We start from the raw sequence: 21,150 nt of genomic DNA, 5'->3' as shown, positions 1-21,150 counted from the left end.
AGGAGGATCACAGGCCATGGCCGATCAAATCTTTCGTAAAGTTGCCCTGGAGAGGTTATCCTCTCCTGAGCAACTCGATCAGTTGATGAGGATCACCACTCCAAAGGGCTGGGTTGCTCTCATCGCCGCGATGGGACTCCTGGCCTGTGCAATCTTCTGGGGGTTCTGGGGAACCATTCCGGATAAAGTGGCAGGCCAGGGAATTTTAATGAAATCAGGAGGCGTATTTAAAATCGTTTCCAATAGCGCAGGCCGTGTACAAAACCTTTATTTTAGTGTGGATGATATAATTCACAGTGGTCAGATCGTTGCCCGCCTGGAACAGCCCGAAATTTTAGACCGGATAAAATCGGCCAGGGCTGTTTTACAGGAGCTTTTGGGCGAACGTGAGCAAATTGCAGTTTTTGGATCAAATGAAATGAAACTTGAAAGAGAGTCCATGTCAAATCAGAAGGCTAATCTGAACCGCACCATAGCCACCCTGAAAGTCCGCATTAAATACCTGGAAAATAAAATTGAGAGCCAGAAAGTCATTATGGACATGGGCCTGATTACAAAGCAACAGATGATGGACACACAGGAAGAATTAAATAATACACGGCAACAGAACAGGGAAAACCTCAACAAACTGCAACAGATCTCTATCAGAAAGCTGCAACTCAAAAACCAGCAGGAAAAAGATCTAAGAGCCATGGAACAGAAAATAAGCGAGGCGAGAAGAAACATTGATCAGTTACAAAATGATCTGAATGATACTTCTAAAGTCGTCAGTCCCTATACGGGGCGCATCCTGGAAATTGCTGTTGATGAAGGTTCCGTTGTCGGTAAAGGCATACCGCTTATCAGTATTGAACTCATTGGAAAAAATATCAAGAATCTGGAAGCCGTCTTGTACTTTCCCCCAAGGCAGGGAAAAAAGATTCGGCTTGGCATGGCTGCACAGATTTCTCCATCCACCGTTAAACAGGAAAAATACGGCTTCATACGGGGAATGGTAACTTATGTTTCAGAGTTTCCTTCTACACATCAGGGTATGATGAGAGATCTTCAAAACGAAGCGCTGGTACAAAATCTCTCTCAGGGAGGAGCGCCCATAGAAGTACGCGCGGATCTGATTCCTGATCCACGAACTCCCAGCGGCTATAAATGGTCTTCCTCTAATGGGCCTCCCATCAAGGTCAATACGGGAACACTCTGTTATTCATCGGTTACCATTTCCGAACAACGTCCCGTTAGCCTGATCGTTCCCATGTTCAAAAAAAGCTTCCTCGGTGTGGGTAAGGAGTAAGCTATAAAGGATATTCTTTAATGGACGAACCGAAAAAAGTATGGAGCAACAAGCGGGTCAAAACACCGACGGTTCTTCAGATGGAGGCTGTGGAGTGTGGTGCGGCATCCCTTGCCATGATTTTAGCCTATTTTCATCGCTTTGTTCCTCTTGAAAAGCTGAGAATTGAGTGCGGCATCTCGCGTGACGGCAGCAAGGCAAGTAACATCCTTAAGGCGGCGCGAAAATACGGTTTCGAGGCCAAAGGATATAAAAAGGAACCGGACGGGCTTAGGGAATTTGAGCTTCCAATGATCGTTTTCTGGAATTTCAACCACTTTGTTGTTCTTGAAGGGATTAAAAACGGTCGCGCTTTTTTGAATGATCCTGCCGTAGGCCCCAGAGTGATTTCTGTAGAAGAATTCGATCAATCTTTTACCGGGGTTGTCCTGGTTTTTAAACCAACAGAAGACTTCCAAAAGGGGGGTGAGAAAAAAAGCCTCTTCCGCGCCCTTCGTCAACGTTTTGTCGGCACCAAATCAGCACTCACCTATGTGGTTCTTGCCGGTCTTTTTCTTGTAATTCCAGGGCTCGTGATTCCGATATTTTCCAAGATCTTTGTGGATAATGTTCTGGTCGACGGCATGGAGGGCTGGCTGAGGCCATTACTGCTGGCAATGGGATTAACCGCCCTTATTCGGGGCGGTCTGACATGGCTTCAGGAGTACTACCTCCTTAGGTTTGAAACCAAGCTTGCACTTACCTCTTCCAGCAAATTTTTCCGGCATGTATTCAGATTACCGGTTGAATTTTTTGCCCAGCGATTCGGGGGAGAGGTAGGCGACCGTGTATTGCTCAATGACAAGGTGGCTCACTTACTTTCAGGGGAGTTGGCGACAAATATCATTAATCTTGCCATGATTATGTTTTATGCCATCCTGATGTTACAATACGACATAGTGCTTACCCTTGTAGGTATCTTTATCGCCCTCTTGAATCTTGCCGTTTTGAAATATGTATCCCGAAAACGAACGGACCTTAATATGCGTTTGCAGCAGGAGGCGGGTAAGATGATTGGAACCGCGATGAACGGCCTCCAAATGATCGAAACACTGAAAGCCACCGGTTCAGAATCTGATTTTTTCTCCCAGTGGTCCGGATATCAGGCCAAGGTACTGAATGCGCAACAGCAGTTAGCCGTTTCCAGCCAACTCCTTTCGCTGGTTCCGCCATTTCTTGCAAGTCTGAATACGGTAGTAATTCTGGGTATCGGGGGCGCGCGTGTTATGGACGGTTATTTGAGCATGGGTATGCTGGTCGCCTTTCAAAGCCTCATGAGCAGCTTTATGCAGCCTGTAAATCATATGGTCAATTTAGGCAGTACACTTCAGGAAACCCAGGCCGATATGAATCGGTTAGATGATGTCCAGAGTTATCCCGTAGACAATCGCTTTAGCATTGAGCAAGGTCTCCCCCCAAACTTTTCAGATCAGGAATCGAAACAAGAGGATTCATCGGCCGTAAAACTATCCGGTAATCTGAGTCTCAATAATATTACTTACGGTTACAGCCGCATGGCTCCACCATTAATAGAAAATTTCAGCATGAACCTGAAACCCGGAATGCGGGTAGCTTTGGTTGGAGGTTCCGGGTCCGGCAAATCAACCATTGCAAAGCTCATTACCGGACTTTATGAATCCTGGGAAGGTGAAATCCTTTTTGATGGCAAAAAAATGAATGAAATACCGCGGGATATATTCTGCAATTCATTAGCCATGGTTGATCAGGATATCTTTATGTTTGAAGAGTCAATTAGTTCCAACCTGGCCATGTGGGATGAATCCATTCCGGAATCCACAATCATCCATGCTGCAAAAGATGCCTGTATCCATCCGGATATTGCTATGCGCGCGGGGGGATATTCGAGCAATGTTGAAGAGGGAGGAAATAACTTCAGCGGTGGACAACGCCAGAGACTGGAAATAGCCAGGGCACTGGTTAATAATCCGACAATCCTTGTCCTGGATGAAGCCACCAGCGCCCTTGATCCCCACACAGAGAAAATCGTTGATGACAATCTCAGGCGTCGGGGATGTACCTGTATTATTGTGGCACATCGTTTAAGCACAATCAGAGATTGTGATGAAATAATCGTTCTTGACCAGGGGAAGGTCTTACAAAGAGGCACCCATGAAGAGATGCGCAATGCCGAGGGGCCTTACGCTGAATTAATCGGGGAACAATAAGTTTCTCGACATATTAACCAAGTGGGAAATTAAATAATTTGAAAGAGAACCTCGACATATTTTTAAAAGAAGGCACCCCCTTCGAAACAAGAGGTAACCGGCCTCTTCTTCTTGCCGATATTGAAAAGGTCTTTATTGTCCTTTCCGGTCAGGTGGATGTGTTTTCCGTTCGGACAGACAAGGGAGATGCCGTCGGCCCCCGCATTCATCTTTTTCGGGCTAAAAAGGGAGAGGCTCTGTTTGGGATGAATGTGGACCAGCTTGGTCAGGCCACATCCCTGATGGCTGTGGGTGGTCCTGGGACATCACTGGTAGCATGTGCAAGATCAAGATTTATTGAACTCGCCATTGATCCGGAACACAGTAAAACGATCAAAAACCTTGTCGCAATGTGGATTGACGGACTTTCGTCAGGAATCCGCGATGACAATATTTTCCCACGAAACTTCAAAAATATAGAAATCGGGGCTCAGATATCGGATAAGGATGGAAGTACTTTCAGTACGCCGGATGAGACCATTTGGGTCAGTCTTATAGAAGGCAAACTCCGATTGATGGGCCGGGAAGACTGGCCCGAAATTCCAGACAAAAGCTTTTTCCCCTTATCCACAAAGGCATGGCTCGTCACATCCGGTGAAACACTTTTTAATGTGATTGATATGTCGTCCTTTCTTTTAGAAGATCCCCAATGCCACGCGCTTGAAGCCTTCCATCAATTTGTTTTGAAATGCATTGATATTAACAGAGGCCGAACTGAAATTGCTGAACAGGAGCGTCTCCGGAAAAAAGGCGAATCCGACCGTTACAATCTGATGAGTTCCTTTTCCCGCCTTGGGGATATTCTTGAGACAAAAAAGGAAAAAACCGTACCAAGGAGGGGAGAAGAGGAAGCATTGCTATCCGCCTGTGAGATGGTTGGTAATGCCCTCAATATTAAGGTGCGATCACCCTCGGGTCCGGAGGAGGAAAGCCGGAAAACCTCACTGGAAGATATTGCCAGAACTTCCGGTTTTCGTATCCGCAGCGTCATTTTACGAGATACCTGGTGGCGTTTCGACCACGGTCCCCTGCTCGCATTTATAAACGAAGGGAAACAGCCGGTAGCATTGATTCCCATCTCGCCAAGAAAATATCATCTCCATGATCCGGTCAAGGGAACCCAAATTAAAGTAACTTCCCAGATGGCGGATACCCTGGATTCAGAGGCCTTCTGCTTTTACAGACCATTTCCGGAACGACCTCTCACAGGAGCCGACCTGTTGAAGTTCGGATTTCATGGATGTTCAGGAACCTTGGCAACAGTTGTTTCCATGGGAATCATCGGCGCTCTTCTCGGCCTGCTCACACCGATCATGACCGGCATCATCTTCGGCACGATTATACCCGAAGCCGCTCGAGGCCAGCTCATGCAGATCTCCATCATTCTGGCAACATCTGCGGTAGCGACCGTCATGTTCAATGTTACCAAGGGAATCGCTCTTTTGCGCATAGAGGGAATAATGGATTCAACCGTTCAAACGGCGCTCTGGGATCGACTCATAGCCTTGCCCGTACCATTTTTTCGCAATTACACCGCAGGAGATCTGGCGAAAAGGGCGATGGGAATCAACCAGATAAGGCAGATTCTTTCAGGTGTTACCGTAAACGCCATACTGGCCTGTCTTTTTTCTGCTTTTAATCTGGTACTCCTTTTCTATTACGATTGGAAGCTAGCCATAATTGGGGTTGGATTATCCGTTTTCAGCATTCTTTCCACTGTTTTTGCAAGTTATCTGATTGTAAATTATCAAAGACAAATGACTGAAATTGAAGGTAAAATATCAGGCATGGTTTTGCAGTTTATTACAGGTATTGCCAAGCTTAGGGTTTCCGGCACAGAAGATCGTGCTTTTGCCGAGTGGACACGAAATTTCGCTGAGAAAAAAAAATTCGCCTACAAGGCGGGCATGATTCAAAACGTTGTAACTTCCTTTAATGCCGTCTTCCCCTTAGTAGCCTCAATGGCCATCTTTGCATGGGTAATCTGGAAATCAAACGAAGGCGGATTGAGCACGGGTAATTTTCTGGCATTCAATGCCGCTTACGGTAATTTCCAGGCGGCCATGCTGCAGATGGCTGCATCCATCACGACCTCTTTAAACATAATCCCTCTTTATGAGAGGATAAAGCCCATAATTGAAAACGTACCGGAGTCTGATGAAACGAAGGCCAAACCCGGTGAGTTGGCCGGTGAGATTGAAGTCAGTAATATATATTTTCGTTATAACCCGGATGGCCCGCTCATATTGAAAGATGTTTCCATGCAGATTTCACCGGGAGAGTTTATCGCACTCGTTGGAGGGTCAGGATCAGGGAAATCAACCCTGTTAAGGCTTTTGCTCGGCTTTGATACCCAGGAAGCAGGCACCATTTATTACGACGGTAAAGATTTGGAATCCATTGATATCCGCGAAGTCAGGCGCCAGATGGGTGTCGTGCTTCAAAATGCTAAAGTAATGCCGGGTGATATTTTTAAAAATATTGTCGGAACCTCCAACCTGACTCTTGATGATGCCTGGACAGCGGCCAGGATGGTGGGCGTTGATAAAGACATTGAAGCCATGCCCATGGGTATGCATACGGTTGTCAGCGCAGGCGGAGGCACACTATCCGGAGGCCAGAGACAAAGATTGATCATAGCCAGGGCAATTGTCAGAAGACCCAGGATTCTTTTTTTTGATGAAGCTACCAGTGCACTGGACAACCACACTCAGGCGATCGTAAGCCGCAGCCTTGAGAAGCTTCAGGTAACCCGTGTGGTAATCGCACACCGGCTCAGCACGATTATCAACGCTGACCGGATTTTTGTCCTTCAGCACGGTGAAATTCTGGAAACGGGAACCTATGACGAACTCATGGCCCTTGAAGGGTTTTTCGCTGATCTGGCAAAAAGGCAGCTCGCATAGTTTTCTTATTATACTCTCATTATACCGTCTCTTTATTTGATGGAATAAAGATTTCATGAGAGTCAGCAGCAGGAGGCACTATCGTGAAAATAAAACTTATCGGCTCGGCAATTCTTTTTTTAGTAATGATGGCCTGCACTCAGGCGGATAACCTTGCTGAGGAACGGGCTCGCCGTGCCGATAAATCAACCGGCGATATTATCATTGGAGCCGCTGCACCATGGTCCGAACTACAGGATGGTTTATGGGATGGGATAGAATTCGCCGTTAAGGAAATTAACAGTAGCGGGGGTGTACTCGGTCGAAAAATACAGGTGATCAAGAAAGATGATAAAGCTGCCGTATCCGCGGGTCAGATCGTGGCCCAGCAATTCGCGGAAAACAAGGATATCATAGCAGTCATAGGGCACTATAATTCCTATGTATCCATACCGGCATCAGTTATTTACGAGTATTACGGCCTTATCATGCTGTCTCCCAGCTCCACAAGCCCCAAATTAACCCAGCAGGGTTTTAAGCTTGTTTTTCGGAACATCCCGAGCGATGCCGTTTTCGGCAGCGAACTGGCCGATTTCTGTGCAAAGCGTGGCTATAAAAACATGATGATTTATCATTCCAATAACGAGTATGGCCAGGGATTGGCCAATGCTTTTGAGATGCAGGCGGAACAAACCGGAATAGCCATTCTTGATCGAATAGATTATGATTCTTTGAGCGGTTCAAGAACTTTCAGAAAGGATTTATTATATTGGAAAGAAAATTTCCATTTTGATGCCATTTTCCTGGCCGGTGTCACACCCCAAGTAGCCCTTTTTCTGATAGAGGCGAGAAAACTGGGCATCATGGTTCCCATTATCGGCAGTGATGGGCTGGATACACCCGAATTGGTTGATATCGCCGGGGAGAGCGCTGAAAACACCTTTGTGGGCTCAGTTTTCCATACGGAAATTCCAATAGAAAAAGCCCGGAATTTTATCCGAAAATTTTCAGAAATATACAAAGTAAACCCCGACTCTTCTGCCGCTCAAGGATATGATACCGTGTACCTGCTTGCATACGCCATTGAAAAGGCAAATTCTACCGTTCCCCGAAAGCTTGCCGATGAGCTTCACGCACTAAAAAAATGGGAGGGTGTCACAGGGTCTCACACCTTTGCCCAAAACGGCGATATCGTGGACATGGATATCTCCATAAAAATTGTTAAAAACGGACGTTTCGAATATGTCACCAGCCAATAAAACAGACTCTTTCGCCAAAAGCCGTGTCCATTTTCGGTCTTTTGTACTCACATCATTGGGAGCAACACCCAATGAGAGAGATGAACTCATAGAATATAACGAGAACCTGTTTGACCACAGCAGTTTGACACCACCTCTTAACCTGCCCCTGCCTGATAAACCTCATATTGTAGCCTGGGAAGAGTATCTGTCATCTGCCGACGGCAAAGGCATATTCGATTCCCTGAAAATCCCGCTGGTACAGCTCTGGTTTCCCATTCAAAAGGGAATCAGCAAAGAGGAATTCTATAAATCCGTCACAAATAAGGGCATCCATCCTGAAGAAATCTCACAGGCAACCGGCCTGAAGTTAAAAAGACCTGAAGACCTCAGATTGAACCTGCACCAAACGGCGGCCGGACAAGTGCCCATCATTATCACGGCTGCCAGAGAAGATTTTGTAGCCCTTGTTCAGGCCCTCACCGAAAAAAATGAGCCTGCCCCTATCCCCGAATCCATGGGCGCAATCATGATAGCCGGATACAATAACTGGGACAGGGTTGGCAGGTATCGCAAAAGATGGGAAGCTGATAAACCTTTCGATTTTTCCGGAGAAAGCTGGAATGAAGAATTTAAACGTCTCGTTTTGCAAAAGGATCTTTATCAGGACCGGTTTATCATCATTAGCGACGGCCATTACAGCGGCATACCGGCCAAAGCAATGGGGCTATCCGAAGAAGACTGGATACGTTTATCGATTATAATCCGGCGTGACCATGAGTGCGCCCACTACTTCACACGGCACGTTCTCTCTTCCATGCGCAGCCGGTTGTTAGACGAATTGATCGCCGACTACATGGGAATTACAGCGGCGATAGGGCACTTTCGGGCAGACTGGTTCCTTTGCTTCCTCGGTCTGGAAAATTTTCCCGAGTACCGGAAAGGGGGCAGAATTGAAAATTACCTGGGGTCCCCGCCACTATCGGACGGCGCTTTTAAAATACTCCAGAAACTTGCAAAATATGCGGCTGAAAATTTAGAGCACTTTGACAGGGCATTTATGCATGGATCTGACAATGTTAATCACAGAACCGATATTTTTCTGGCACTGACTTTACTGACTCTTGAAGAGCTGGCCTCAAACGATGCTCCTGTATATCTCCAAAAGGCCCTTAAAACATCAAACCTGTAGAAATGAAAAGGAGGTGATAATAATCTAAACATAATTAGAGCTCTTACACCCACTGTTGCTCCTTGTGACGATCTTATGGATGCAACGCAAATATCAACATCAAAAAAAAGGAAAATAAAAATGAGCGCAGAAGAAATCAAAAGATTCCAAACCGAAGCAAATAAAAACAAGGCGCTTCAAAAGGAACTTGTGGAAGTCGGCAGTGACCTGGCTAAAATTGTCGAACGTGCCAATAAACACGGCTATAAATTCACACAGAAAGAGCTTCAAGCCGCAATCGATGCCAAAAAAACAAGCCAGGCAGACGGCGCGCTGGGTGATGACGATCTCGAAAAGGTAGCAGGCGGCGCCGTTGTATCAGTACTAGCCGGTGCAGCGATATAGACTCTATCACCGTATTGCAATAATCGGAATCAATAACAATAAAATGGAGATCTGATATGAGCAAAGAAGAAATCAAGAGGTTTCAGAAAGAAATCAAGGGGAAGAAGAGCCTTCAGGATGAAATAACTGCTGTAGGTTCGGATATGGACAAAATCGTATCTATTGCAAATAAAAATGGCTATAAATTCAGCAAAGATGAGTTGACGAAATTTGCTGAAGAGGCCAAGAGCCAGTTAAGTGATGATGATCTCGAAAAGGTAGCAGGCGGCGCCGGTAATGCCACAGCCGTTACGGTCACAGGTGTTGTCGTTACGGTCTGCGTAGGAGTTATTTGATCACTGCCGTTATTATGGATTAATAGGATAGCGGGATTACCATTTGATGGTAATCCCGCTCTGCTCTATGGCGGGTAGTAAATTGTCTTTTTTTGAGAGGAATAATGGTATCCAATAAAATAAATGAGTCAGTTTTTAAACTGTTTCGAGATAAATTATCAGCTTTAAGCGAGGTTGAATTAAAAACCATTGCGCATACCAAGCGCCTTATCGAACGCATTTATGGCGATAGTGAATTTCTTGATGCTTTAAGAAAGCACCCTGACAGAGGAAAGGAATTTGCCCGCGGATGCGGGGCGGATATTGACCCTCAGGACCTGGCATCCGTATGGGACCGAAGCGATCCCCTCCCGCTTCTTGCCGAAGATATGGGGGACAGTCCGCTTGCCAAAATGTGGGCACAATGGACCTCGGGAATCTGTAATGCAAACGAACTTATGCGGTCACATGGCGATACTCCGGAAAAACAGCCGCGCTTTCATGCCTGGCGGCAGCGTCAAAGCAAAAGGTGTGAGAGCGAACTGGGAGGACATTCCAAAATATTCAGTTATCCTCTTTTTGCCTTTGAATTAAGTGATGGCTGTTCGATGGGCTGTCCTTTCTGTGGTGTATCCGCCAAGGATTTCAAGGGTGCATTTGAACGAACGGAACAAAATACAAAATTATGGCGTTTAGTGCTGGAGGCCGTGGCAGATCTTTTTGGAGATGCCTGTCAGACATCCGTATGCTACTGGGCTACCGAGCCTATGGATAATCCACATTATCTGGATTATATAAAGGATTTTCATGAAATTATCGGGGAACTGCCCCAAACCACAACGGCTGCGCCCTTGCGCAATGTGCAGATAACGCGTGAACTGTTGAATATGCAAAATAGATTTCATGCCATTTCGACACGGTTTTCGGTTCTCTCGACCTCTATGCTCAGGCGTATTCATGATAATTTCACCCCGGAAGAATTGGTAAATGCCAGACTATTGCTTTATAACAAACCGTTATATCTAAAAAAAGCCAGAGCGGGACGTCACCTGTATTCAAACGCTGATCCAACCGTAACAGCCGATGGTAGTACAATTGCCTGTATGAGCGGCTTTGTTGTCAACATGGCAACCAAAAAGATCAAACTGATCAGTCCCTGCCCCGCTTCCGAAAAATGGCCTTCAGGCTATAAAGTATTTTTTGAAGGAACATTTATAAATGGGGATGATTTCCGTCAAATATTAAAGAAAGTCGTTTCCGAAAATATTTCATCGAATCTTGAAAATGACAAGGTACTGAAGTTGCGTCAGGACCTGAAATACCATTCTACAAATGATGGGATATGTTTTAGTTCAAAGTATAGGGAAACAAGTTTTTCGGGGCATGATTTTTTAAAGGAGATGGGTGATATGATCGCATCAGGTGAGATGAATACGATGGAAATTAACAGGAAACTGCTTGCCTCCGGCGCAGATTATTTTGCGGTCATCGCAACTTTGCAATCAATTTTTCAAAACGGAATTTTTGACGATGCCTTATAAACTCACCAATACAAGACCGGTCAGGCTTAATCTTGAACCAGTATCTGTAAAAGCAATCCCGATTGTAAGTTATTTTGAATTAAGGATGGAATATGATTAAAGGACAAACTGATATAATGCTGGTAAATATGCCTTTTGTTGCAATAGAAAGGCCATCACTCGCTTTGGGCCTTCTTTCATCTTTGCTTAGAGCCGGCAATATCAATGTTACCAACCTTTATGCCAACATCCTGTTTCTTAAAACCATCAAAAAACAAGACTATATTCTCGTAGAAAAGATCCCGCCTGAAAACTCCTTTGGGGATTGGATATTTTCCGGGAAGGTGTTTCCGGAAACAAATGGAAATTCCGATGACTATATAAACGCTCTGATAGAAAATGTTCCTCTTTTAAAACGTCTGGACAAAGCCCTTTTTAAGCAACGTATCTTAAAAATCAGGGAAGCAGGAGAAGCTTTTGTTGAAGAAATTGCAAGGCTTGTTCTTTCAGAAAAACCACGCATCCTGGCATGCACATCTACATTTCAGCAGCATTTAGCAAGTCTCGCACTTCTTAAGACAGTAAAGGAAAGAAACCCCGATATCATTACATTGATAGGAGGCGCTAATTGCGAGACTATAATGGGAGTGGCGACCCACAAAAATTTCGATTTCATTGATTATGTTGTAAGCGGAGAGGCTGATGACCTGATAAAGCCACTCGTTGAGGCAATCATAAAATATGGGATAAACATACCCGCTGAAATAATACCCTATGGGGTTTTTGCACCGCTTCACCGCCGGTCGGGCTATCCGGGAATAAACAAGGATAATTCCGAAGATGGCTACCCCCGTGCCGATTCTCAAACTCTGAGTAAATCACCCATACCGGATTACGATGATTATTTTGCGACGTTAAACTCTATGCCGGAGTTAAAGAAATCGGTTATATCATCTCTGCCGGTAGAATCCTCCCGCGGATGTTTCTGGGGGAAATGCCGTTTTTGCGGCCTGAACGGGTCTAAGGACGGCCAGCGGATAAAACCCGCTGAAAGAGTACTTGCTGAAATCAATACATTGGCCGAACGTTACGGCATTGATCGTATAGATATGGTAGATAACGTATTGCATCCTAAACATCTGCCGGACTTATTTGACAAACTGACAAAGCAGTCCAAAAAATACAGGATATTCTATGAGGTTCGGACTTTCCTTGAACGAAAAGACATTGAGTTGTTGCATACAGCGGGAGTAAACTGGATTCAGCCCGGGATAGAGAGCCTTCACAGCAAGGTGCTGGATATAATGAAAAAGGGATCATCTGCCTGGCAGAACATACAATTATTGAAATGGGCCGGTCAATATGGAATCCGGTCTGTATGGAAAATCATGTTCGGCTTTCCTGATGAACAAGATGAATGGTATGAGGAAATGGCTGGTATTATCCCCTTATTGTCTCATCTGGAACCGCCGGATGCCATAAACCAGGTTAGATTTGATCGCTACAGCGAATATTGCAAACACCCGGATAAGTTCGATCTGGATTTGAGACCATTTATTTCCTATGGAATGGTTTACAGGCTAAAACCGGCTGATTTAATGGCCCAAACATATTTTTTTGAAGATTCAAACCGTTCCCAGAAAGAGTCCACTCCCTTACTTTCCAATTTAATAGGAATAAGATCACGCAATGGGTTGGAAATGGTAAGAAATGCCGTTCGTAAATGGAGAACCAATTTCTGGGATAAAAATTATGAAAGGCCTGCTCTGTTCATAAAGGAAAAAAATCCGCTAGTCAAAATCGTTGATACACGTCCCGTAACCAATAACAGCTCTATTGAGTTAGATGAACTTCAGAGTTCAATATACCTGGCATGTGATGCTGCAAAAAATCCGGATAAATTAAAGAAATTATATAAATCCGATGGTGTCTTAGCACAAAATTTCGATTCGGCTATCGATTATATGCTGAACAGTAAAATCATGCTTAAAATTGACAACAGGATTTTATCGCTTGCTTTTGATGAAGAAATGAATCCCCTATCCGAAGTGGAGGACTGTCCTCTTGGGCTTTTTAATCCGGCACAAGAGGAACTGTGCGAAGATGTTTGCAACAAAAATGGAAATGTTCTGATAGACAATATGCAATATTATATCTAAGACAAAAGAGCCACTTTCAAAAAGAGGTGAATAAATTAAAAGTTCAAGTGATATAATTCTGGTGAACATGCCTTTTGCTGCTCTTGAGCGGCCATCTTTGGCGCTTGGAATACTTTCTTCCATTCTGGCATCAAGTAAAATCAAGGTTCAAATCCTTTATGGCAATCTTCTTTTATGTAACCATATTAAAGTAGAAGATTATGTGATGATTGAAAAATCATCTTCCACATTCGGGATAGCCGATTGGGTTTTTTCAAGTCTTGTATTTGAGGATAAAACCGATACTGATGAAATATATCTTGATAAACTCATAGGCGAGTTGAAGTTATCAGCTTATGTACCGCCGGATACATTTCGGGGTCGACTTCGCGCTGTCAAAAAAACAGTGAAAAGCTATATTGAAGAGATTACAGACCGCATTGCCGCAGAAAATCCGCGCATGGTCGGGTGTTCTTCCACTTTCCAACAACACCTGCCAAGCCTTGCATTGCTTAAAAGGGTGCGGGAAAAATGCCCCGAAATCGTTACATTGATGGGTGGCGCAAATTGCGAAACCACCATGGGGGTAGCGACCCACAAAAATTTTGAATTTGTAGATTATGTAGTAAGCGGTGAAGCTGACGAGTTAATAGTCCCTCTCGTTAAAGCTATCTTAGGCAATGGGGCTCATGTGCCCATAGATGAGATTTCTTACGGCGTTTTTGCACCTTTTCACAGGATAAAAGGCTATCCGAAGGTCAAGCAGGAATCAAACGGGTGTTCTGATCCTTTCCCGAGGGCCACCTTGTCGTCTTTAAAAAATATTTTGCCCCCTGATTATGATGCGTATTTCGCCACACTCGCCGGTTTTCCGGAATTGAAGCGAACGCTTGTATCCTGTCTGCCTGTTGAAACATCGCGGGGTTGTTTCTGGGGAAAATGCAGGTTCTGCGGTTTGAACGGAAGAAATAACGGACAAAGAGCAAAACCGGTAGAACAAGTCGTTAATGAAATAGCAAAATTGCATGACCGCTACAACATAGACAGGATAGAGGCTGTAGATAATGCATTACATTCCTCACATGTTCCGGATCTTTTTAAGCAATTTATCCACCAGGGTAGTAGATACCGGATATTTTATGAGGTTCGGACAACCCTCAAACGGGAAGATATTAAGATTATGTCGGAGAGTGGCGTCATCTGGACACAACCGGGCATTGAGAGTCTGCATAGTAAAATACTTCACCTTATGAAAAAGGGGACCTTTGCCTGGCAGAACATACAGTATCTCAAGTGGGCGCGCCAGTATGGCATTCGTTCCGTCTGGAAAATCATGTTTGATTTTCCGGATGAAAAAGATGAATGGTATGATGAAATGGCAAAGATTATCCCCCTGTTGTTTCACCTGGAGCCTCCGGATTCCGTAAATCAGGTCAGATATGACAGATATAGTGATTATTATTGGCATGCAGACCGCTACAAGCTGGATCTTAAACCATACCCACTGATTGCTTTCAATTATGACCTGCCTGAAAAAGAGTTAATGGATTTATCCAGCTATTTTGAAGATGTAAAACGCAGAAAACGTGACAATGATCCCATCTTATCTATCCTTATTGGAACGAATTCCAGAACCGGACTGCACAAAGTCAAAAGAGCAGTAAAAGAATGGAACAACCTCTTCTGGGGAAAAGAGCTTGATCGGCCTGAACTGCTGATTGTAAGAAAGGCATCAAATGTATATATTATTGATACACGTCCGATTGCAGTTCGTACCATTCATGAATTAGATGGACTAGAGGCAAAAATATATTTGGCATGCGATGCAGCTCAAAAAATTGATGTATTAAGGAAAACATTTATTAATAAGGAGGGGGCTTCAAGCAATGATTTTGATAAGACGGTAAAGTTTTTAATAGATCAGAACTTGTTGTTAATAATTGATGACCGGATTTTGGCTTTGGCAATAGAGCTTCCTTACAGGCCTTTCCCAAAACCGACGGACTACCCCGCAGGTTACTGGATAGGCGCCAAACCTACTAAAGGTTGATAGCAAAGAGAATCAACTTAATCAACATTTGATGAAAAAGAGGTGCTTTGTGCGAATCACTATTATTATCTTAATTGTTTATCTCCTTTCATTTATTCTGCCAAGTCTGTTCGGACATAAAACAGCCTCTTATATTCCATTTATTGTAGGCTTTTTAGGTTTACTATACCATTTTCTTTTCAGAAGAGATGAACCTGTCTCAAAAATGGGTTTTATAGTGGGAGGCCATTCCTATTACCTTGAAGCAATATTGATGGTATCAGTAGTACTTGGCTTGACATTAGCTATAGGATGGATGTCGGGTGGGCTTAAGCTGGGCAAGGAAATGACATCAACGGATTGGTTAAAATTAGCGGTTAACATCCCGATATCTGCAATAATTTTGGGAACAATAGCCACTTTCACCGAAGAGCTTTTCTTTCGGGGTGTAGTCCAGAAAGAATTATATGAAACTTATTCTCCCTTCTACGCTATTGTCTTTGCATCGTTTATTTTCGGTCTCTGGCATTTGCCTTTCGGGATTTTTTATAAACTTAAAGGATGGGAAATTCTGTTGTATGTTATAGGAACTTCTTTAGTAGGCCTTATATTCGGCGGGTTGTATTATAAGTCGAAATCCCTGCTTGTTGCCGGACTTGCTCATGGAATGTGGAATGCGATTGTATATGCTTTATATGGGCTTGGCAATGAACTGCCGGGCCTTCTTGCCGGTAAAAACGAGACCGTGACCCATCCCGAATACGGCATAATAGGAGTCGTGGTTTTGCTGCTTGTGATTGTTATAAGAAGTGTAATATAAGAACCCCTGCCTTCCGCTGTATTTCTTTTGCAAACAGGGGAGCCGGTTTCAAATCAACCCTGCAAGAAAAGTTATAAGATGCGGGCCTGATGATGCCAGAGGCTTGACCTCTGTCACAATTAATAGGTTATATACAATTGAAATTAAACATAATAAATTTTGCATTATTTTTATAATTATTTTATTTGACATGCAAAAAAATATGACTATAAGTATTTTCAAGTTTTTATGAAACCATGAATTTTGTTGTTGATATTTGGTTTAATTTGCTTATGATATTATCAATGATAATATCTTGCGGAGTTTATAAAATGCACAAATATGAATGCTTAGCTTCAAAAAATGAATATGGCAAAGGGTCTGAATCGCCTCATTTCGGCTCTGCGCAAACATCTGAAAGGAAGTCTGAATCAAATGATCCTGACGAACCTCCGCTTGCGTTATTGAGTTCGAATGTCCATGCCGTATTAAATCGGCATTCTCAAACTTATTATAGACTTACCGTAATCTTTAAGTACCTGTCTGCATATTTTTCTTTAAACAAGTACTTTTTTCAAAAGAGAAAAAACTTACTGTTTACACCACCTTAAAAAAAGACGTTTTGCACGTTTAACAATCTGTTTTATAATATTTGAGTTAAAGACCATAATTTTAGCTATAATATCCCTTATATTAAACAAAGTATCCCCAATAAAGGAGCATACAAAATGCAAAAATTTGCACGTTCAATAAACCGTGGCGCGGTTTCAGGAAAAACCATGAAGCCTCCTGATTATCGGAATGTTCAATCCGATAATCAACAGACCGAACAAAATGAGATAGATGAACCTCCATCGCTGATCAATTCTTTGGACCAATCTGTCTATTCAGCAAAACCCGTACCGGGAATTCTTCCGATTCGGCCAGCCAAACGCCCACCTTCAAGAATATTAAGAAAACAGTTTATTTTCCGTACAACTCCCGGCGAATGGAACAACTGGCAGTGGCAGCTTAAAAACCGCATCTGTAATCTTGAAACTCTTTCTGCAATTTTGACACTTTCCGATGAAGAAAGAGATGCTATGGAGTCTAAAAGCAAAGTACTTCCCCTTTCTATTACTCCCTACTATGCAAGCCTTCTGGACAAGACAAATCCTTTGCATCCTCTACGACGTGCCGTTGTGCCCGTTAGAGCCGAGTTTTGCAGATCATTCGGGGAAAAAGACGATCCTCTTGGAGAAGATGCCGATAGTCCGGTTCCGGGCATTGTGCATCGTTATCCTGACCGCGTATTATTTCTTGTTACAGGTTTTTGCTCCACATACTGCCGCTATTGCACAAGATCAAGGATGGTCGGCGGAACGGAATCTTTAAATTATACAGCTGCAAACTGGGAAAAAGCGCTCAATTATATTGAAAGCAATACAAGCATAAGAGATGTACTCCTTTCAGGAGGCGATCCGTTAACTCTTTCAGATGAAGCCCTGGAATGGCTGCTTTCGCGTCTTTGCCGTATTCCGCACATAGAAATTATTCGTATTGGAACAAAGGCTCCTGTAGTACTGCCGCAGCGAATTACGCCAAAACTTGTTAAAATGCTCAAACGCTATCACCCTTTATGGATAAACGTCCATTTCATGCACCCTGAGGAGATTACGCCTGAAACCAGCCTTGCATGTACCCGGCTTGCAGATGCCGGAATACCACTTGGCAGTCAGACGGTTCTTCTCAAAGGAATAAATGATGATGTGGATACTATGAAAAATTTATTCCATATGCTTTTAAAAATCAGAGTTCGCCCTTACTATCTGTACCAGTGCGATCCTATTACAGGTTCCGGTCATTTTCGGACTCGGGTTGAAAAAGGGCTTGAAATAATAAAAGGACTTAGAGGACACACCAGTGGTCTGGCACTACCAAATTATGTTATAGATGCTCCCGGAGGTGGTGGTAAAATACCGCTTTTACCTGAATATGTAATGGGAAGATACGGAGATAATATTCTTCTTAAAAATTATGAGGAACTGATTTTTTCCTATCCCGACACATCGCTTAAAAGAAGCTACGGGGAAGAAACATCATGCTTGTAGGCATAACATATGATTTGCGCAATGAATATATTGCCATGGGTTATAGCGAGGAAGATTGTGCCGAGTTCGACAGCGAAGAAACCATAGACGCCATTGAAACAGCACTGTTGGACATTGGCTATAAAACCGAAAGAATCGGACATATCAAAACACTAGTAAAATATCTTTCAGATGGCAACTCCTGGGATATAGTATTTAATATCGCCGAAGGTGTTCATGGCACAGGAAGAGAGGCTCAGGTTCCGGCTTTACTGGATTCTTTTGAAATTGCATACACTTTTTCCGATCCTTTAGTCTTAAGTTTAACTCTTAACAAGGCCGTTACAAAGCGTATAATGCAAAATATGGGCATACCTACTCCTGATTTTGCACTTATAGAAACAATAGCCGATGTCGGTTCCGTTTCTCTTCCTTTCCCGCTATTTGCAAAACCCGTGGCTGAAGGGACAGGAAAAGGAATAAGTACCGCTTCAAAAGCACATAACAAAGCAGAGCTTTATGCTGTATGCGCGAATCTGCTTGACAGGTTCAAACAACCTGTTTTGGTTGAAACATATCTTCCCGGTCGTGAATTTACCGTTGGAATTATCGGCACAGGAAAAAAGGCAAGAGTTGCAGGTGTAATCGAGATTCATTTAAATAAACAGGCTGAAGCGGATTCCTATTCGTATATGAATAAGAAAAAATACGAAGAGCTTGTGACATATAGTTTATCGGATGATTTAATGGCCCGTGCGGCAGCAAAAGTTGCTATTAAAGCATGGACAGGCCTTGGCTGTAAAGACGCCGGAAGGATAGATATAAGATCGGATGCTAAGGGGATACCGAACTTTATAGAGGTTAATCCTCTTGCAGGGCTTCATCCCATACATTCCGATCTTCCTATCCTTTGCAGATTATCAGGAACAGGCTATAAAGAACTGATTTATGAAATAATGGAATCGGCATTAGAAAGGTATCCGTTTTTAAAGCAAAGTAACAAATCAAACCGGAAATGAAGGTATTTTCTATAGGACTTTAGTTATTGAATGGAAACAAAAAATAATACCAAAAAACAAAAAGCCGGTATTTTACATGCCGGTGTTTCGGACAATGCAAATGAAGACGAACAGGATGTACTTATACAGCTTGAGGCTGTTTCAAAAGCCCTTGCCGAACTCGGCTTTGATCCGCTTTCTTTTGTATTCGATTTTAACATGGAAGCTCTTGACATAAGCCTGAAAAAACATAATCCTGCTTTTATATTTAATCTTGTAGAAGCTGTAAATGGATGCGGAAGCCTGATACATCTTGCACCTTCATTTCTTGATTTCATGAAACTTCCCTACACAGGCTCTAAAACTGAAGCCATGTTCATGACATCAAACAAGCTGCTTGGGAAAAAACATCTTGCAACCTGCGGCATAAATACTGCTAAAGCTTATACCCTGGATTTATTAAAAAAAAAGGCCCAAGTTGAAGGTCGATATATAATCAAATCCGTTTGGGAACATGCATCAATAGGAATGGGACAGGATTCAGTAGTATCTGCTACAAGCGCTTCGGAACTTATATCAAAGCTTGAAATTTTCAGAGAACATAACAATGGTGAGTGTTTTTGCGAAGAATATATAAAAGGGCGTGAATTTAACATTTCCATGCTCTCCGGCCCAATGGGCGTAGATGTTCTTCCTCCGGCTGAAATTATTTTTAAAAACTATCCGGATAACAAGTATAAAATAGTAGACTATAATGCAAAATGGAAAACCGATTCGTTTGAATATCTTCATACAAACAGAACCTTTAATTTCGGCCATGAAGACACGGATATACTTAAATCCATGAAACGTATAGCAAGGGAGTGCTGGGATCTTTTCGGGCTGAAAGGCTATGCCAGGGTAGATTTCAGAGTCGATGAATCAAACAGACCCTGGGTTCTGGAAATCAATGCCAATCCCTGCCTTTCCCCCGATGGCGGATTTGTGGCGGCATCAGGTTTTACAGGTCTCGGATACACGGATATTGTCAAAAGAATAATTGAAGATATCTGATTATTTTACTACATGGAGAGTATAAATTTATTATGGCTGTAAAATCATCATCTGATCTTGGTAATTTGACAATTCGTGAAATCCCTTTAAAAGATGATCCTGAAAAAGTTAGCGCAATAGTTAAAGCAACCGGATTTTTTTCAGAAAGCGAAGTTGAAATTGCCACCGAACTGGTTAAGGAAAGACTTTCAAAAGACATTCAAAGCGGATATTATTTCGTTTTCGCAGAAGAAAACAATGAGCTTATCGGCTATACCTGCTATGGTCCTGTTGCCGGAACTCAATCAAGCTTTGATCTTTACTGGATCGTTATAGCAAAAGGCTTCCAGGGCTGTGGAATTGGAAAATTTCTTAATAAAATGACTGAGAATATTATAAGGGAAATGGGTGGAACAAGAATTTATGCCGAAACATCCTCAAGAGCTCAATATGAACCAACCCGCGCTTTTTATCATAAAGCGGGATATATTGAAGATGCATATCTTGTAGACTTTTATGCTCCGGATGATGGAAAGATAATTTTTGTTAAAAAGACAGGGTAACCGCATTTAGAAATAATGGTTATGTACAAACAACTTAAACCGTCATGCTGGACTTGATCCGGTATCAAAAACCCAATGTAATTACTGGATAGCGCTAATGCTTCACTGCGTGTCCTGCCTTCGCAGGAATGACAAAAGGTGTTGATTGTGCTTTCTATTTTCTCAATAAACAGTAAATTAATCAAAACAGAGTGTATAAAAAATCCAAATGCGGTTACCCTGACAGATTCCCCCTTAAAAAAGGGGGATCAAGGGGGTTGTAATAAAAATATTGTGCAACCCGAAATTGGAGGTTATATCAAGAATGTAGGATACTGTATGATATGAAACGACTATGGGCATTGGAGTCTGCGAACTAAACAACCCCCTTGCCCCCTTTGTTAAGGGGGAATTGATGTTGATTTATCTACGTGGAGATCATGTGAATTCCAAATGCG

The 21,150-nt window shown here is 43.0% G+C and carries 16 protein-coding genes; all 16 read left to right on the top strand.

The genetic code is table 11. The features are described from left to right. Positions 1-16 precede the first annotated feature (16 nt). Positions 17-1,288 carry an NHLP bacteriocin system secretion protein gene (locus KKC46_15220; GenBank protein ID MBU1055152.1) on the top strand — a complete coding sequence of 424 codons (1,272 nt, stop codon included), beginning with the start codon at positions 17-19 and terminating at the stop codon, positions 1,286-1,288. 20 nt (positions 1,289-1,308) lie between these two features. Continuing rightward, on the top strand, positions 1,309-3,513 hold the full coding sequence (locus KKC46_15215) for an NHLP family bacteriocin export ABC transporter peptidase/permease/ATPase subunit (GenBank protein MBU1055151.1): 2,205 nt from the start codon (positions 1,309-1,311) through the stop codon (positions 3,511-3,513). Positions 3,514-3,551: 38 nt separating this feature from the next. Next, positions 3,552-6,458 carry an NHLP bacteriocin export ABC transporter permease/ATPase subunit gene (locus KKC46_15210; protein ID MBU1055150.1) on the top strand — a complete coding sequence of 969 codons (2,907 nt, stop codon included), beginning with the start codon at positions 3,552-3,554 and terminating at the stop codon, positions 6,456-6,458. A gap of 83 nt (positions 6,459-6,541) precedes the next feature. Continuing rightward, positions 6,542-7,696 (top strand): ABC transporter substrate-binding protein, encoded by a 1,155-nt coding sequence (locus KKC46_15205; protein MBU1055149.1) that lies wholly within the window; start codon positions 6,542-6,544, stop codon positions 7,694-7,696. Next, complete coding sequence (locus KKC46_15200; GenBank protein MBU1055148.1) at positions 7,680-8,867, top strand: hypothetical protein; 1,188 nt, start codon at positions 7,680-7,682, stop codon at positions 8,865-8,867. Before KKC46_15205 ends, KKC46_15200 begins: the two co-directional genes overlap by 17 nt. Before the next feature lie 120 nt (positions 8,868-8,987). Beyond that, positions 8,988-9,251, top strand: a complete 264-nt coding sequence (locus KKC46_15195) for a Nif11-like leader peptide family natural product precursor (protein MBU1055147.1) — start codon at positions 8,988-8,990, stop codon at positions 9,249-9,251. A gap of 56 nt (positions 9,252-9,307) precedes the next feature. Continuing rightward, positions 9,308-9,586 carry a Nif11-like leader peptide family RiPP precursor gene (locus KKC46_15190; GenBank protein ID MBU1055146.1) on the top strand — a complete coding sequence of 93 codons (279 nt, stop codon included), beginning with the start codon at positions 9,308-9,310 and terminating at the stop codon, positions 9,584-9,586. A 104-nt stretch (positions 9,587-9,690) separates the two neighbouring features. Beyond that, on the top strand, positions 9,691-11,106 hold the full coding sequence (locus KKC46_15185) for a radical SAM family RiPP maturation amino acid epimerase (GenBank protein ID MBU1055145.1): 1,416 nt from the start codon (positions 9,691-9,693) through the stop codon (positions 11,104-11,106). A 92-nt stretch (positions 11,107-11,198) separates the two neighbouring features. Continuing rightward, on the top strand, positions 11,199-13,244 hold the full coding sequence (locus tag KKC46_15180) for a RiPP maturation radical SAM C-methyltransferase (protein MBU1055144.1): 2,046 nt from the start codon (positions 11,199-11,201) through the stop codon (positions 13,242-13,244). 61 nt (positions 13,245-13,305) lie between these two features. Next, positions 13,306-15,273 carry a RiPP maturation radical SAM C-methyltransferase gene (locus KKC46_15175; protein MBU1055143.1) on the top strand — a complete coding sequence of 656 codons (1,968 nt, stop codon included), beginning with the start codon at positions 13,306-13,308 and terminating at the stop codon, positions 15,271-15,273. A 49-nt stretch (positions 15,274-15,322) separates the two neighbouring features. Beyond that, on the top strand, positions 15,323-16,072 hold the full coding sequence (locus KKC46_15170; GenBank protein ID MBU1055142.1) for a CPBP family intramembrane metalloprotease: 750 nt from the start codon (positions 15,323-15,325) through the stop codon (positions 16,070-16,072). A 311-nt stretch (positions 16,073-16,383) separates the two neighbouring features. Continuing rightward, entirely contained in the window at positions 16,384-16,662 is a 279-nt protein-coding gene (locus KKC46_15165) for a hypothetical protein (GenBank protein MBU1055141.1), read from the top strand. Positions 16,663-16,830: 168 nt separating this feature from the next. Next, positions 16,831-18,141, top strand: coding sequence for a KamA family radical SAM protein (locus KKC46_15160; protein ID MBU1055140.1), 1,311 nt, complete (start codon positions 16,831-16,833; stop codon positions 18,139-18,141). Then, complete coding sequence (locus KKC46_15155) at positions 18,132-19,139, top strand: ATP-grasp domain-containing protein (protein MBU1055139.1); 1,008 nt, start codon at positions 18,132-18,134, stop codon at positions 19,137-19,139. The genes KKC46_15160 and KKC46_15155 overlap by 10 nt, the downstream gene beginning before the upstream one ends. A gap of 30 nt (positions 19,140-19,169) precedes the next feature. Beyond that, on the top strand, positions 19,170-20,171 hold the full coding sequence (locus KKC46_15150; protein MBU1055138.1) for an ATP-grasp domain-containing protein: 1,002 nt from the start codon (positions 19,170-19,172) through the stop codon (positions 20,169-20,171). Between the two features lie 32 nt (positions 20,172-20,203). After that, positions 20,204-20,713, top strand: a complete 510-nt coding sequence (locus KKC46_15145) for a GNAT family N-acetyltransferase (protein MBU1055137.1) — start codon at positions 20,204-20,206, stop codon at positions 20,711-20,713. Positions 20,714-21,150 lie beyond the last annotated feature (437 nt).

Source organism: Pseudomonadota bacterium, assembly GCA_018817425.1.
Lineage (GTDB): Bacteria > Desulfobacterota > Desulfobacteria > Desulfobacterales > RPRI01 > RPRI01.
Note: the sequence above shows the minus strand (reverse complement) of the source record. Positions and strands in the feature narration are given on the sequence as shown.

What these genes read in the sequence shown, in the direction of transcription:
- KKC46_15215 (MBU1055151.1), top strand. Translation starts at nt 1,309, where the DNA reads ATGGACGAACCGAAAAAAGTATGGAGCAACAAGCGGGTCAAAACACCG.
- KKC46_15155 (MBU1055139.1), top strand. Translation starts at nt 18,132, where the DNA reads ATGCTTGTAGGCATAACATATGATTTGCGCAATGAATATATTGCCATG.
- KKC46_15190 (MBU1055146.1), top strand. Translation starts at nt 9,308, where the DNA reads ATGAGCAAAGAAGAAATCAAGAGGTTTCAGAAAGAAATCAAGGGGAAG.
- KKC46_15195 (MBU1055147.1), top strand. Translation starts at nt 8,988, where the DNA reads ATGAGCGCAGAAGAAATCAAAAGATTCCAAACCGAAGCAAATAAAAAC.
- KKC46_15165 (MBU1055141.1), top strand. Translation starts at nt 16,384, where the DNA reads ATGCACAAATATGAATGCTTAGCTTCAAAAAATGAATATGGCAAAGGG.
- KKC46_15220 (MBU1055152.1), top strand. Translation starts at nt 17, where the DNA reads ATGGCCGATCAAATCTTTCGTAAAGTTGCCCTGGAGAGGTTATCCTCT.
- KKC46_15150 (MBU1055138.1), top strand. Translation starts at nt 19,170, where the DNA reads ATGGAAACAAAAAATAATACCAAAAAACAAAAAGCCGGTATTTTACAT.
- KKC46_15200 (MBU1055148.1), top strand. Translation starts at nt 7,680, where the DNA reads ATGTCACCAGCCAATAAAACAGACTCTTTCGCCAAAAGCCGTGTCCAT.
- KKC46_15145 (MBU1055137.1), top strand. Translation starts at nt 20,204, where the DNA reads ATGGCTGTAAAATCATCATCTGATCTTGGTAATTTGACAATTCGTGAA.
- KKC46_15160 (MBU1055140.1), top strand. Translation starts at nt 16,831, where the DNA reads ATGAAGCCTCCTGATTATCGGAATGTTCAATCCGATAATCAACAGACC.
- KKC46_15180 (MBU1055144.1), top strand. Translation starts at nt 11,199, where the DNA reads ATGATTAAAGGACAAACTGATATAATGCTGGTAAATATGCCTTTTGTT.
- KKC46_15185 (MBU1055145.1), top strand. Translation starts at nt 9,691, where the DNA reads ATGGTATCCAATAAAATAAATGAGTCAGTTTTTAAACTGTTTCGAGAT.